Genomic DNA, 15,676 nt, shown 5'->3' on the forward strand with positions numbered 1-15,676 from the left:
AAATGAATATAGAATAAGAAATAAAGAAATTGAAAGAAAATTAATTTTTAGTGCAAAACAACATATCTAGACTCAGAATTAAACTGTAATAATTTGCATCACATCTGCGCATTCTATTTGAATGTATGGCGCAACTCTTTTGTTGAAGAAGCTTTTAATAATTGATTAAATGTTCTTATAACATCAAAATTCTTAGTGATTACATCCGATACAGCAATTCCAGAAATACCCGTTTCTAAAATCGCTGTAACGTCTTTTGTATTGATGCCTCCAAAACCAATAATTGGTGTCTCAGTTTTTAAAGCTTCAATAATTTCGTTATATCCGTTTAAACCTAAAACTTTAAATATATTGCCTTTAGTTACTGCATGCCTAAAAGGACTTAAACTGATATAATCAACTTGTTTACTGATTAATGTTTCGCAATCTTGTAAGGTATTTGCGGTTCCTCCAATAATTTGCCAAGTGTATAAATGCTTTCTTGCCTCTAAAGGGCAGCAATCTGTTTCACCTAGATGAACACCATCTGCTTTTATGGCTTTTGCTATTTTATAGTAATCGTTTATTATCAGTCTAGTTTGAAAATGAGAAGTAATTTCTCTAGCTTCGGTAGCTAATTTTAAGCATTTTTTTTCTGAGATATTTTTTAAACGCAATTGTACTAATTCTGAGCCACTTGAACATGCTTTTTGGATATTATCTAGATGCTCTTTAGGAGAGTTCCCCTGAGAGATGTAGTGTAGTTTAGGAATCATAATGTCTTCATTTTAATAAAAAAATAACTTAGATAATTAAAAAACGTTTTTATCCAGCTACCGTCCTAGAATACTGCATAAAATTAGTTTCTAAGCGTTTTAACATAGAATTTATTTTTTCTGAATATAACACATATTGACATTTTTGAATGCCTTGTGTAATCGCCAAAAGATCTGTATAAGCAGATTTAGAGCTCAAAAAATCGGCATCGTCTATATTAAATATTTTTAATTGCGTTAAATTTATACCTTCTAATAATAGCAACTTACAGACTGTTTTGGGCGTAGCAATAAGAATATCTACACCTTCAAAAATCTCTGAAGTTAGCAATTCAATGTGATGTTTATCATCACATGCATAAACACGCAACGAACTATGTCTCGTGTATGGCATAAAAGCTTCATGTAAAGCTAATACACAATCTCTATCTTCTACTAAAACCATCGCTCTCGGTGCAGCTCCAACTTCTTCACATTTTAATTTATGTAAGGTGGTAAGTATAAGGGTAGTAGTTTTTCCTGTATTTTTAGAGCCTGTACAAAATATATTAGCACCACTTTTTATTACTGGTATGCTAGTCTTCTGAAAAGGGGTTGGTGTTGTGATTTCTAAAGATTCGAGCTCCTCTTTTATATGAGAATGTAATTTATTAAAAGGCATAAGAATTAAATAGATAATTGTTTCGTAAACTATTGACTATAAAGTGGACAAATGTACAACTAAATTGACGTAAGTATTTTTATGTTATGCTTTTTGTTGGTAACAATTTACTAGATAAATTCAGATCCTTTTACTACTTTTTATCTCGCTTATTTATAAAGTTTATATAGAGTTAAATATCAAATGATAAATATTATTAATTTGTCTGTAGCATGAGTAACTTATTGTTTAAAAATCGTAGCCGAAACACTTGCACCATTGATAAACTTCAAATTTAAAAAATAGGCTCCCTTGTGAAGTGCACTTATATCAATTTCTCCTGACTTAAAATTGACTTTCGTTGCTCTTAATTCCTGCCCTAAAAGATTGAAAATTGTGATTTTTTGTATGGTTTGTTCCGAGTTTATTTTCAACTTATCTTCGGCTGGATTTGGATAGACATTAAAAACGAATGCACTGTGATTATAAGCATTCGTGTCTAAAACTAAATTTGAACTAGCTTTCCAACTACTCGCCAGCGAATTATCAGAATTAATATCTATAAGCTCTAAATAAAATCCAGCACCATCTGCAGATTCTGGCCAAGGTGCCTTATCCGAATATTCAACTTGATCAATGAGATTTCCAAAAGCATCTACTAAAACTAAATTATGGCTGCTATTTGATAAATCTCTTTGAAATGTATCAAAAGGTACAACACCATATCTAGCTATGAAAGTATCTCTATCTCCTGCTAATTGAATAGATTGACCAGCTTCAATGGTTGCATTATTTTCGAATTGATATGAAACACCTAGTTTAATCAAATAGATTCCGGTTAAATCTACGTTTGTAGTTCCTGTATTTTTAATTTCTATAAACTCTAGGTCATCACTCTCAGGAAACTCATTTGTTTCTTGCGGATTGTAATCAATTTTAGTAATTACTAAAGAAGGCGTGTTTATCGCTGTACAATTAGAAAATCCACCAAGGTTATTCCCCATCCATGTAATTCGTTCTTGTATCCACGTTTTCATATTACTCACTTCGCCTGAAAAATCAGGAATTGTATTCCATCGTTGATTTTCACGAACTACAGCTTCAGAAATTAATGCAACGGTGTTGTCTATTAAATCTGATATGTAGCTATAATTTAAGGCTCCTCCGGGATTTGTAACTTCATCAAATCGTTTAGATAAATAACATTTAAACGTTGCGTTTTGAAATAAATCTCCCCAAAAACCTGCTCCTGTATTACTATAGTTAAACTGCCAAACATCCGTAAAGCTTCGGTCATAATAAGTTCCAAATGCATTAAACAAGTCATTACCAAAGGTTAAATTATAATCCCAAATAGGACCCGCTCTTAATTTACCACCTCGATCTTTATGGTAATACGTGCTAAGTGCATAGGCATCCACATTCGATGCTATTTCTGCCATAAGCATATAATCTACAAATGAAGGCACATCGATAATAGATGGGTAGCCACTTGTAACATTTGAATTCGTAGCATTATCGTCTAAATCTCTGAAAACTGATTCTATATAAGAAGACTGTATTTGTGTGATATCATCTGAATTTGGTTTTTCATGAATGTACCCAGCGCCATTGTTATACCAAGCCTCAGGGTCTTCGGCATCTGGTCTATCGGTCTGCATTAAATATCCACCAGTTACCTCTGGAAATGAATTTTCATCATCAGATAATTTTGCGATATCTACTCGGTCTCCATCACGTTTTATTTTTTCTGAAAGTGCATACAAGCCTATGTAATCTCCATTAAGTACGACTTCACAATATTTTAAATTAGCTGCATATTGTCCCATTTTTCTGGCCATTTCGTAACTAATATAGTCACGCATCATACTGTCATCAAAAGCAAATGAATTTAAAATCCAGTCATCTTCCTTTGCCATGCCTAATAATTCCACACCTTTATCTTCTATACCATCATCCTCTAAAGTATCAATTCCATAGGGTTTTTTTGGTAAGGTTTGAGAAGAAGAACCTCTGGTTTCGATTCCAATTGTTCCAGAGTAATTTAAAAATTCTTCAGTATTGGCATCGGCTAGAAAATTCCTATCACCATCAGGCCTTTGAATTATTTTCATAGTCCCAAGTATTTTTGGTTCATCAGGAATTGTAGCACCATTTTCTGTGTTGATAATAACGATAGGTAAATTACTACTCGTAAATGAACTATTGTTTAAAATATATGATTTAGTATATACTTGAGATGGCAAATAATTTTCAGAAAATATCTGTGCGCGCACAGTAATACTCTCATTAATTTGAATAGGACTTGTATATATTGGCGAGGTATCTGTAGGATTATTTCCATCGATTGTATATCGTATTGTTTCCTCTGAAGTATTTCCTGATAAAATTAAACTAAGTGGTACATCAAAAAGACCACCTGGTTGAGAAAAAACAACTTCACTCTGAATACTTCCTAAATATTCTTCGTTAGAATTTTCATAACCTGGCGTAGTCTCCAAATAACTTACAATCTCTCCAGAAGTTCTAGATGTACCAATAGAAGTATTTTGGGGAAGATTTTCTGCAATTATTTGGTAAACAAGAGTTCCTGAAGCATCCGTTAAGCTTAAAGTTTCTGAACTAGATGATATTTTAAAATTTGTATGAAGATTATTCTTTGTTAAATCCAAAATAGCCGGTGGATCAATACCAGAATTGTTAGGAACTGAAAAAACTGCAGATAAAAAAGGTATTATTGTGAAATCCGAAGAGTTTGAACTGATATTGTGTGCTTGAATTGTTAAAATATTATCACCTTCATTTAAAATTGAATTGACATTTGTTATAAAAAATCTTTCTGGATTACCCCCAGAATACATTCGAGCTTCATGATCAGTAATAGTACCTGAATCATAAGCGGGTGGATTGCCATTAATATTAGCTCTTGCAACTTCAACACCATTTATGTAAGCAACGAAGGCATCATCATAGTCTAAATCTAAGATTAATGAGGAAACAGTTGATAAGTTACTTATATTAAAATTTTTTCTCAGAAATACAGACTGTGTGCCATTCGGAATGAGCGTAGTATCATCTCCATCAGCATATCCAAACCCTGAAGAACCTGAGGACCAATTTGCATCATCAAAATCTAAAGTATTCCAGTTAGAAGGAGGCTCGGAGTTAGGAATTAAGTACTTAAATTCATCTCCTTGATTGATAAGTGTTCTATAATAATTATTGGTTCGACGATCTTTTGATGAAGCCCATAAAAGCATGTATTGATTGGGACTTAATGTAATATTTGGAAATGTCCATTTTGTAAGATCATTTACATCATCTGATAAAGACCAACCATTAATTGAAACCTCTTGATTTCCAAAATTATGAATTTCTAACCAGTCTGGAGAATCTCCATCTTCATCTGTATATTCAGAATTAGAGGAAACTACTTCATTTATTCTTATTGTTTGGCCATAAGAGAATATAGTAATTGATATAAAGAATAGTGTAAATAAATTTTTCATAAATAAAATTTCGAAAATAAATGATGTACAAAATTAATCTATCTTTCCTCATTGAACAAAATAAACGACAATACATTTGCCATACAGATTAAACAAAACGTCTGTAAAAGAGAAATAAACGACAATACATTTGCCACACAGATTAAACAAAACGTCTGTAAAAGAGAAATATAGATTAAATGACCAGTCTTTTAAGTTTAATTTCAGAAAGGTTTTTTAGAGCTTATAGCAAGAATTAGTTCTTTTAAAAAAAAGAGGCGAAATTTAAATTATATTAATCCACTTCTTTAAGTATTGGCTCTAAAATTTTCCAAACATTTTTAGCTAATATTTGATGGCCTTCCTTTGTTGGATGAATTCCATCAGATTGATTTAATTCGATAACGCCCCCTACATCTTTTAATAAAAATGGAATTAATGATAATTTGTTCTTTTCAGCTAAAACCGGAAAAATAGTTTTAAACTCAGCTGTATATTCTTGTCCCATATTTGGAGGGATTTGCATACCTGCCAAAACAATTTTAGTTGCTGAGTTTTTGGATACAACAGCATTAATAATTACTTGTAAATTTTCTTTAGTTTCTTTTAAAGAAACCCCACGTAAACCGTCATTTGCTCCTAACTCTAAAATAAAAATATCTACTTTTTGATTTAGTACCCAATTAATTCTACTTTTACCTCCAGCACTTGTTTCGCCACTTATACCAGAATTTATCACCATATAATCTAATTGTAGTGAGTCAATTTTTTGTTGAATAATTCCCGGAAACGCATCATTTACATCCTCCAAACCGTATCCAGCTGTTAAGCTATCTCCAAAAAACACAATCCTTTTTGATGTACTATTTTCTTTTAAATTATTGTTAGTTTCAATTTTATCTTTTTCAATATTTTTTTCTTTTTTAGAGTTATCTGACCCACAAGATATTAACAGTAATACTCCTGAAAAATAACAAAACTTTAAGAAAATCTTCAGAACCCTTTCCTTAAAATTAAGGATCAATTGTTTATTTTTAAATTTTCCCATTTCTTGGTAATATATATTAAATGAATACTATGTCAAAGATATTAAAGATACATGAACTAGAGAAAACTTATACCAGTGGTTCAAAAAATTTAACGGTATTAACCCATATTTCTTTTGAAATAGAGCAGGGCAGTATATTTTCTATTGTTGGTCCTTCAGGAAGTGGTAAAACTACACTGCTTGGTTTGTGTGCTGGTTTAGATCACCCAAGTGCTGGCGACATTGAATTATGCGGAGTAAATTTAAAGGATTTAGACGAGGATCAACGGGCACAATTGCGGAATAAAGAGGTTGGCTTTATATTTCAGAACTTTCAATTATTGCCTACACTAACTGCTTTAGAGAATGTAATAGTACCTCTAGAATTACAAGGCGAAAAGAATGCTGTTAAGGTTGGTATGGAATTGTTAGAAAAAGTAGGATTATTAGATCGTTCCCATCACTATCCCTCTCAATTATCCGGAGGAGAACAGCAGCGTGTTGCACTAGCAAGGGCATTTTCTAACAAGCCTTCAATTTTATTTGCTGATGAACCTACAGGCAATTTAGATGAGGAGACTGGTGAAAAGGTTATTCAATTACTTTTTCAATTGAATAAAGAAGCCGGAACAACTTTAGTGATTATTACACATGATTTAGATTTAGCTAATAGAACGGAACAAATATTGAGATTAAAAGGAGGGAAGGTAATGTCTAACGAAAAAACAACAGTTCTTTAATGAACAAAATATTTTCAAAAGTTTTGATGCAATGGCTTTTTAAAATGGCCTGGAGAGACGGGAAGGCAAGTATCTCTAGATTACTACTTTTTATGGCCTCTATTATTTTGGGTATTGCGGCGGTTGTTTCAATACAATTATTTAGCGAAAATTTAAAAGACAATATTAAAAATCAGTCGAAAGCTTTAATGGGTGCTGACTTTATTATCGATAGCAAACAACTTCCTACAAAAAAAGTTCAATTTATTATAGATTCTTTAAATGCGTCTGGTTCAGAGGTTAATTTCGTCTCGATGGCTGCTTTTCCTAAAAATAAAGAAACAAAGCTTGTAAAAGTTCGTGCCATAGAGGGTCATTTTCCTTTTTACGGAAACTTAGTTACAATGCCACCAAATGCTGGTTCGGAATATCAAGAATTGGGCGGTGCAATTGTAGATGCCACACTTTTATTACAATTCAATTTAAAGACAGGAGATTCTATCAAATTAGGGAAGCTCATGTTACCTATACTAGGCGCTTTAAAATCCATTCCGGGTAGTACAGCGATTTCTTCTTCAGTAGCGCCAACTGTGCTCATTCCTTTCCGACTTTTAGACAAAACAGAATTGTTACAATTGGGAAGCAGAAAAGAATACCAATACTTTTTTATTGCACCACCGGCAATGGATCTGGAACTTTTAGATAAAAAAATAGATCCTATTTTAGATGATGAAAATGCTGATTTAGATACACATACAAGCACTAGTAGACGCTTGGGTAGAAGTTATGAAAACGTTTTTAAATTTTTAAATTTAGCTGCATTTATTGCCCTTTTATTGGGATGTATAGGTATTGCAAGTTCAGTTCATATTTATATCAAAGAAAAATTAAAAAATGTAGCCGTCTTAAAATGTTTAGGAGCTACAAGAAAACAGACTTTTTTCATTTATTTATTGCAAATTATTGGAATTGGACTGATAGGAGGGATTATCGGTTCTATAATTGGTATCGGTTTACAATACGTATTTCCATATATTTTAAAAGATTTTTTACCATTTGATGTTCAAATATCAATCACTGCCCAACCATTGATGATTGGCGTAACATTGGGTGTTTTAATGTCAGTATTATTCGCTTTACTGCCATTGTTAGGTACTTGGTATGTTTCACCGTTAGAGGTATTAAGAGGATCAGAAGAAAATTCGATAAAACCAAGAAAGGCACGACTTCTTATATTAGCAACTATCCTACTTTTTATCTTTTTATTTTCGTTTTGGATGTTAAAAAACGCCCTTAACGGATTCATATTTACGATTGGCATTTTAATTACATTCTCTATTATGGCAGGTATTGCAAGTCTGTTTATGAAAGTGATTAAAAAATATTTTCCCACGAACTGGGATTTTACAAAACGCCAAAGTTTACTAAACCTATACCGCCCAAATAATCAAACAATGGTATTGATTTTAGCAATAGGTTTGGGTACTTTCTTAATTAGCACACTTTATTTTACGAAAGATATTTTGCTAGCTAAAACGGCTATTGATAACAAAAAAAATAGTGCAAATATTATTTTAATGGATGTTCAAACCCAACAAAAAGAAGCAGTTCTGAATACCATGCAAACAAAAGGTTTAGAGGTAATAGATAACATTCCGATTATCACTATGAGGATGCATCGCATCAAAGGAAAGTTGGTAAATGATATCCGCAAAGACACGGTTTCGAAAATGAATAGATGGATTTTAAATCGAGAATTTAGAACAACCTATCGCGATTCATTGCTTGATTCGGAAGAACTATTGGAAGGAAGTTGGACCAAAGAAGTGACAGCGGGTGAACCTATTTTAATTTCTATTGCCGATAATATTGCAAGAGATGCAGATTTAAAAGTCGGAGATTTTGTCGTTTTTAATATTCAAGGGGTTTTAATGAAAACCACCATTGGAAGTATACGAAAAGTAAATTGGGGAAATATGCAACTTAATTTTTCAATTGTATTTCCTGCTGGCGTTTTAGAAAATGCACCTCAATTTAATGTGATGACGACCTATGTATCAGATAATGTGAGCTCTGCTGCTTTGCAACGAGATTTGGTCCAGAACTTTCCTAATATTACAATTTTAGATTTAAGACAGATTTACACGATTGTTGAAGACATTTTAGATAAAGTCTCTTGGATTATTAATTTTATGGCCTTCTTTAGTATTCTTACGGGTATTATTGTTTTAATAGGTTCAGTTAGAAATAGTAAATATCAACGAATAAAAGAAAGTGTATTACTAAGAACACTAGGAGCTAAGAGCAAACAAATTTCACAAATTACGGCGCTAGAATATGTCTATTTAGGAATGTTAGGAAGTCTAATTGGTATTTTACTGTCTTTAATTAGCAGCCAGCTATTAGCAGCACTTTTATTTAAAGAACCTTTTATACCCTCTGCAATTCCTTTTTTAGTATTTCTTCCCGGAATTACTATATTGGTTGTAATCATTGGATTAACAAATATTAGAGCTGTTTTAAAAAGCCCTCCATTAGAAGTTTTAAGGAAAGAAGTTTAATACAATATGTCTGTCATTTTTAACTTTTTTTGAGGTCATCTTCATCGAAGATTTTACTGATGGCCATCAAGGGGTATGGACACATTATGGACTTATTATAGTAGGTGTTTCATGTTTTGTTAGTGCATTACATAAAATATTAGATGTTTGGAATGATAAGGATTGATATTTTGACAAGAAATTGAGAAATTTCAGACTTGATATTTAGCGCCATATAAAAGGAAAGGGTTGATAACCCTTTTTTTACGATTAAAAATCTCGTTTTACTGCAAAACTGCTTTGTAATTATTTTAGGTAAATCAAATTAATTAAATAATATCTAATAAAAACAACCAAAAATAAAATTTCAAAAATTTTCTCAGTTTGATTTAATTGAAATTTTATTTTTGGTTGTTTCTTTTAATTATTATAATCAATAATATTGAACCTTTTTAAGAGAATACAATTTTTTAAATACATCATGTGTTTTTATTAATCATCGGGTAAATCCGGAATTATATCCTTTATAAATTCAAATAAAGGACTATCAATAACTCTCTCTTTATTTACATTCTGTATCAATTCTATTATTTTTTCTTGACATTCTTCAGCTTCACGATCTCCAATAACTTGCCCTAAAGGAGTATAAATACACATTTTATTTTGACCTACATCAAATCTTTTTTCTCCTTGTTTCTTGTTTAAAATTATGGTTGAATTAGGGTGAACTGCCTCTCTAATTCCTACTTCATACATTGCGTTTGCATTATCTGTAGTTACGTATGCAATTACCAAGTCAGCTTGCATTAGTATTGCATACATACTTTTTTCGATTATCCCTGAATCGTCAATTTCATTAGCTCTAATACATTCATATCCTAATTTTTCAGCCGCGGGTCTTATAATTTTTTGATACGCTTTGTCTAAGTCAAATGTTATGCCAAAATCAGTATGGTTTTTTTTTCCAAAACCCATTATTACAAAACATGTGTTTTTCTTTAATTTCATTTTAATTAGCTTTTTAATTTAAGTTTCGGATTACCAAAAATGAGTGTAAAAACATTTTAAATACAATGCTTATTTAGCCTGCATAACTTTCTGCGATATATTCATAATAGTGAATTATGGCTATCATTTATTATTTCAATAAAACTGTACTATAATGTTCTGCGTTATGTAACTTCAGCTTTGCTTAAAAGCGAAAGTTTATCTACAGTTTCTTAAAAAAATTATTCTCAAAAGTTTCTTCTACAATGTTAATGGAACACTTTTTATGCGACGACATAGGAGGGAAGCATATTGTGTGTGAAATGAAAAAATAAAACTTATTACATTCTTTTATAGTATTCAATTTGAATATTAGATTATATTCAAAAACACATTAAAGTTAGATCTAAAAATTCTTCACTAAAAATTTATCTACTTACTAAAATATTTTACGAACGATTTAAATTTTGTTTTAAATAAGTTTTGTATCAACAAACGAATATAATTCATTTAAAACACATGATAAAAGAATAGTTTACTGTAATAATAATTATATATGAATATATATATAGTTTTGTCCTATAACAATGAATTTAAATAATTATAAATGATAAAAATAGTATATGTAGGATTTGGAATTGTATCACAAGGATTAGCTGAAATTATTTTAAGAAATAATTCGATAGTACCGCTAGCTAAAAATCTAGAAATACAAACAGTAGGAATTTTGGATACAATGAAAGGTAGTAAGATCGATGCTAATGGTATAAATATGCAGAATATACTTGCAAATGCTAATAATGGTGATTATAGTTTATTAACAGAAAATATACTTGACATTCCTAAAGCAATACAAGAAATTAATGCAGATATCATTATTGAGGCTAGTTTCACAGATATTAATACAGGACAACCAGCACTATCCCATATAGAAACTGCATTAGATTCTGATAAACATGTTGTTACTAGTAATAAAGGTCCTTTTGCTTTAGGGTATAAACACATCTTTAATTTGGCTAAACTAAAAGGAAAGACGTTAGCAATTGAAGGAACAGTAATGAGTGGTACACCTATTATAAATGTTTTAAACAATGGTCTTTTAGGTTCAGATATTACTATTGTAAGTGGTATTATGAACGGAACATCTAATTATATTCTGTCTAAAATGGAATTAGGAATGTCTTATAATGATGCACTTTCACAAGCACAAAAACTAGGATATGCAGAGGCAGATCCTACAAGTGATGTTGAAGGTTTAGACACGTTGGCTAAAGTAATGATTTTGGCAAATGTTGTTTTTAATGTGCAATTAATTCAAGAAGATATTGAAGTGAAGGGAATATCTAAAATTACACTTTCGGATGTAAAAGAAGCATCAGCAAATAATAAGAGATGGAAACTAATTGGAAGCGTTTGGAAGGATGATAAAGGTAATGTTCATGGTTCAGTTTGCCCTAAATTGATACCAATGAATGATTCATTATATGGTATTTCAGATGCTACTAATGCCTTAAAAATCACCTCTAGTATTTTAGGAGATACTACGATAGTTGGAGCAGGAGCAGGAAAAATTGAAACAGGTTTTGCTTTGTATAATGATATCATATCAATAGTTAACGGTTAAAACTCAAAACATGGTGATAGATAAAAAAAACACAATTACTGTACCTGTTTATAATAGTTACACAGGAGATAAAATCGGAACAGTTCCTCAGTCGACTAAGCAAGATGTAATGAATGCACTTAATTTAGCAAAAATAGGAGAGGCTATTGGTAAAAAAATGTCTCCTTCAAAAAGAATAGCAATTCTTAGAAAAGTCGTAACCATAATGGAGCGAGAATTTGATGTATTATCGAATCTTATAGCAACAGAAGGAATAAAAACAATAGTTCAGGCAAGAAAAGAAGTCAGTAGAGCTCTAAATACTATGCAACTTTCTGCAGAAGAAGCAGGAAGAATAATTGGAGCCACCATTCCTTTTAATGCTGTTCCAGGTTCAGAGGATAGAATTGGGTACGAAACCAAAGTCCCTATTGGTATTGTTGTTGCCATTACACCTTTTAATGACCCTTTAAACTTGATTTGCCACAAATTGGGACCCGCAATTGCTGCAGGAAACCCGGTGATATTAAAACCGAGTGATTATACACCTTTAGTAGCCATTAAGTTTGGAGAAATTCTTTCTGAAGCTGGTTTACCAAAAGAAATGTTAAGCATAATTACAGGTTCTCCAGAATATTTTGGAGATGCGCTCATTAGCGATGATAGAATAAGATTGATAAGTTTTACGGGTGGAGTGGAAGCAGCAAAAATTATCCAGAAAAAAGCAGGTTTAAAGAAAATAGTGATGGAACTTGGTTCTAATTCTCCTGTAATCGTTTTATCTGATGCTGATTTAGAAGACGCTGTTCAATCTTGTGTTTCAGGCGCATTTTTTGCAAGTGGTCAAAATTGTGTTGGTGTAAAACGAATTTTTGTTGAAGAGGATATTTACGATTCATTTTTAAATAATTTTTCTCAATTAACTTCTACTTTAAAGATTGGTTCACCATTATCTGAAGATATAGATATTGGACCAATTATAAGTAAAGAATCGATTAATCAAATTGATAAATTTATTAACGAAAGTATTGAGCATGGAGCTAAGATAATTAGTGGTGGAAAAACAATTGGAAATTGCTATACACCAACCATATTGGAGGCTGCCTGCAATAATGATATTGCCAATTACAAAGAAGTTTTTGGGCCTGTGGTAACTATTTCAAAAGTAAAAAACTTAGATCAAGCTATAGAGAACTGTAATAAGTCTCCTTTTGGATTACATATGGCAATTTTTACGAATGATATCAGTAATGCACATAAAGCAATTAATGAACTAGAGTGTGCTGGTGTAATGATTAACGATTCTACAGATTATAGAATTGATGCGATGCCTTTTGGTGGCGTTAAAAGTAGCGGAATAGGTAGAGAAGGAGTAAAGTCCGCTATTGAAGCGATGTCTGAAACCAAAGTTGTTTGTTTCAAATTAAAAATATAAACAAAATTTATTTTTTCAATTAGTAATTATAGAGGAGAAGATCTAATCATTAATTTAATTAGATTTTCATCTCTATTCATCTTTTAAATAAATTGGAAACAATGGGTTTTGTGAAAAATCGTAAATCAAAGAGGTTTCTAAACTTTTTACATAATCTTTTGTGACATGATCCATTACAAAATCTCTTAAATGATTTTTATCTCTTACTGCAATGTAAAGCAGAAAATCTATTTGCCCCGCTAAATGGTAAATATTCACAACTTCAGGTAACAAAGACATTGCGTTTTTAAAATGATCAACTTGATCTTTTGTGTTTTTAGTTAATTTTATAGCAACCATTGCTTCTATATTCGTACCAAGTTTAGAAGAATCTACAATAGCATGAAACCCGAAGAATATTTTTTTTCTCTGTAATTTCCGCATCCTTTCAGAACAGGTAGATTCTGCAATACCAACTTCTGCAGCAATTTGCTTATTAGATAATCTAGCATTCTTCTGTAAGAGTTTAATTATTTGTTCGTCAATTTTGTCTAATTCGTTAGTAGAGTTGTTTTTTCGAATAGTATCCATATTTTTGATATTTTTATTATTTATTACATTGTAAAAGTGTAATAATACAAAATTAAAATAATTATGATTGATAAACCAAAAGTTTAGTTTTATAATATTATGTAAAATAGAATCTCGATATTTAACTTGGCCTCATAAAATTTTGGTAAAACAATAGGTGAGTGGAGCGTACATATTTTAGGCTATACAAATGCAATTATCCTGTGGATGATTGTATTAGGATACAATACTTTACTAAAACCTTGTTTCAAATCGTATTTAACTAAAAATGTACTTTGGGTACATTTTCTTAACGCTAAATAGTCTAAAATATAGCGAATGAACCGTTAATTGTTTCCAAAATTATATGCAGCCTTGAATTTTTGTTTCTTTTGTTTCAAGACATTATTTTGAAGAATTGATTGAGAATCAATTTTTAAAATACTTAATAATGAAACATTAAAAAAAGGATTATTTGAAGTTCTAAATATAACAAGTGCATAGAATTTTATTTTTACTCACATATTTAATTATTTGCAGAAACTTCAAATGTGTTCGTGAATCTCCTAAAAAGCGATTTCTTAAAATTTATGCTCTTGTGGCAAGCTCACGAGAATCGTCTAAATTTTTTTATTGTGTACATTTTATCGAATACGCGATTTTTAATAAGAGTAAAAAGGTTAGCTTTTATTTTGGCGTTGGCAAGCGATGGATAATTACTCGCGTTATTTCTATTTAATATTTTGGAGCTCGTGAATGCTACGCATTTGAGTTATAAAACAATCGAGCGCTTGGTAGCGGCTATTTTACATAACGGCTAATTATAGATACAAATGTTTTATAAACGCTGCGAAGCAAACCGCTTAATAGTTTAATGACCCAAGTAATAAGGTTTCTTTTGAATACTAGATATTCTGGGATATTTTACATAATACTACATTATAGCTATCATTTTTTTTATAAATAAAATGTGTAGGACTAAACATCATAATTTCGCCAGCGCGCCACCATCTGTGTTATAAATAGCTTCATCCACAAGATAAACCTATTTATAAAATGTACTATAATGTACTGCATTATGTTACTTTGCTTTGGTAAAAAGCTTAAAAAAACCAATCTTCTTTATTTTTTTTCTTCTAAAATCTTTCTTTAAAAATGTAATGGAATACGCTTTTTACGAAACGGAGCTTGTCTTTATCGTAGTCGAAAGGATAGGAGTGGAGTGAAATGTGTATGGAATGGGATTGTTGTTTAAATATTAATTAATAGCTCCTAATTTTGGAATGTTCTATGAATATTGTATTTTACACCAATAGTATGATTATTTAAACGTTTTTTATAGCAACAGTTCGCAAAACGGTAACCTTTACTGAGCAACAAGATAAATGGATAAAAGCTCAAATCGAAGCTGGAGAATATACTAATGATAGTGAATATTTACGAAATTTTGTGCGTCAAGACCAAGCAAGTAATGCAAAATATCTCTCTCTTAAGTCTAAAATAATGGAAGGACTTGAAAGCTGCATTAGTAATCAATCATTACCGGAAATCATGAAAGAAGTAGAAATACGTATGCGCAAAGATGGGCGTTTATAAACTCTCCAAAAAAGCCGAAACCGATTTGGCTAAAATATATGAATTTGGTATCCATAAATTCGAGCTAACTCAAAAACAAATAATTAAAGTTTTACCTGATTTTAGTTTTGATACAACTTAAGCTTACGGTAATGTGTTGGAGAATATTTAACAATCCGCTCAAATTGAGAAGCAAAATAAGAAGGACTAGAATAGCCCAATCTATAACCAATTTCACTAATAGATAGTTTCGTATATTTTAAATACTCTTTTCCTTTCTCTATTCGTTGTGCATGAATAAAGTTAATTGGAGTTGTACCAAAATGTAGTTTAAATTGTCTGAAAAAAGTAGCCTTAC

At 31.0% G+C, this 15,676-nt stretch carries 11 protein-coding genes and 1 pseudogene; 5 read left to right on the top strand and 7 right to left on the bottom strand.

Annotated elements, in window-relative coordinates; genetic code table 11:
• Positions 1-113: 113 nt before the first annotated feature.
• From BLT88_RS07920 to BLT88_RS07935, 4 genes are all read right to left on the bottom strand, one after another.
• On the bottom strand, positions 114-755 hold the full coding sequence (locus tag BLT88_RS07920; protein ID WP_036786436.1) for a thiamine phosphate synthase: 642 nt from the start codon (positions 753-755) through the stop codon (positions 114-116).
• Positions 756-804: 49 nt separating this feature from the next.
• Positions 805-1,416 carry a DEAD/DEAH box helicase gene (locus BLT88_RS07925; RefSeq protein ID WP_036786438.1) on the bottom strand — a complete coding sequence of 204 codons (612 nt, stop codon included), beginning with the start codon at positions 1,414-1,416 and terminating at the stop codon, positions 805-807.
• A 221-nt stretch (positions 1,417-1,637) separates the two neighbouring features.
• On the bottom strand, positions 1,638-4,904 hold the full coding sequence (locus BLT88_RS07930; protein WP_091954069.1) for a CotH kinase family protein: 3,267 nt from the start codon (positions 4,902-4,904) through the stop codon (positions 1,638-1,640).
• A 274-nt stretch (positions 4,905-5,178) separates the two neighbouring features.
• A complete protein-coding gene (locus BLT88_RS07935; RefSeq protein WP_091954070.1) occupies positions 5,179-5,931 on the bottom strand; it encodes an arylesterase in 753 nt (250 codons plus the stop codon).
• Between the two features lie 29 nt (positions 5,932-5,960).
• On the opposite strand from BLT88_RS07935, the gene BLT88_RS07940 reads away from it, so the two are divergent.
• Both BLT88_RS07940 and BLT88_RS07945 read left to right on the top strand, forming a co-directional pair.
• Complete coding sequence (locus BLT88_RS07940) at positions 5,961-6,650, top strand: ABC transporter ATP-binding protein (protein ID WP_091954072.1); 690 nt, start codon at positions 5,961-5,963, stop codon at positions 6,648-6,650.
• 44 nt (positions 6,651-6,694) lie between these two features.
• On the top strand, positions 6,695-9,190 hold the full coding sequence (locus tag BLT88_RS07945) for an ABC transporter permease (protein WP_091955724.1): 2,496 nt from the start codon (positions 6,695-6,697) through the stop codon (positions 9,188-9,190).
• Between the two features lie 471 nt (positions 9,191-9,661).
• Here BLT88_RS07945 and BLT88_RS07950 read toward each other — a convergent pair whose 3' ends face one another.
• Positions 9,662-10,177, bottom strand: coding sequence for a hypothetical protein (locus tag BLT88_RS07950; protein WP_157691160.1), 516 nt, complete (start codon positions 10,175-10,177; stop codon positions 9,662-9,664).
• 586 nt (positions 10,178-10,763) lie between these two features.
• Here BLT88_RS07950 and BLT88_RS07955 point away from each other — a divergent pair.
• Positions 10,764-11,780, top strand: a complete 1,017-nt coding sequence (locus BLT88_RS07955; protein ID WP_091954075.1) for a homoserine dehydrogenase — start codon at positions 10,764-10,766, stop codon at positions 11,778-11,780.
• 10 nt (positions 11,781-11,790) lie between these two features.
• Positions 11,791-13,194: an aldehyde dehydrogenase family protein gene (locus BLT88_RS07960; protein ID WP_091954076.1), complete on the top strand. Its 1,404-nt coding sequence runs from the start codon at positions 11,791-11,793 to the stop codon at positions 13,192-13,194.
• 72 nt (positions 13,195-13,266) lie between these two features.
• Here the strand turns inward: BLT88_RS07960 and BLT88_RS07965 are convergent, their stop codons facing one another.
• Positions 13,267-13,764, bottom strand: a complete 498-nt coding sequence (locus BLT88_RS07965) for an Lrp/AsnC family transcriptional regulator (RefSeq protein ID WP_091954078.1) — start codon at positions 13,762-13,764, stop codon at positions 13,267-13,269.
• A gap of 1,317 nt (positions 13,765-15,081) precedes the next feature.
• Here BLT88_RS07965 and BLT88_RS07970 point away from each other — a divergent pair.
• Positions 15,082-15,339: a type II toxin-antitoxin system ParD family antitoxin gene (locus BLT88_RS07970; RefSeq protein WP_091954079.1), complete on the top strand. Its 258-nt coding sequence runs from the start codon at positions 15,082-15,084 to the stop codon at positions 15,337-15,339.
• 101 nt (positions 15,340-15,440) lie between these two features.
• On the opposite strand, the pseudogene BLT88_RS14515 reads toward BLT88_RS07970, so the two are convergent.
• Positions 15,441-15,665: pseudogene (locus tag BLT88_RS14515) on the bottom strand (helix-turn-helix domain-containing protein); the annotation flags it as partial.
• Positions 15,666-15,676: the final 11 nt, after the last annotated feature.

The organism is Polaribacter sp. Hel1_33_78 (assembly GCF_900106075.1).
In the GTDB taxonomy this organism is placed as follows: Bacteria; Bacteroidota; Bacteroidia; order Flavobacteriales; family Flavobacteriaceae; genus Polaribacter.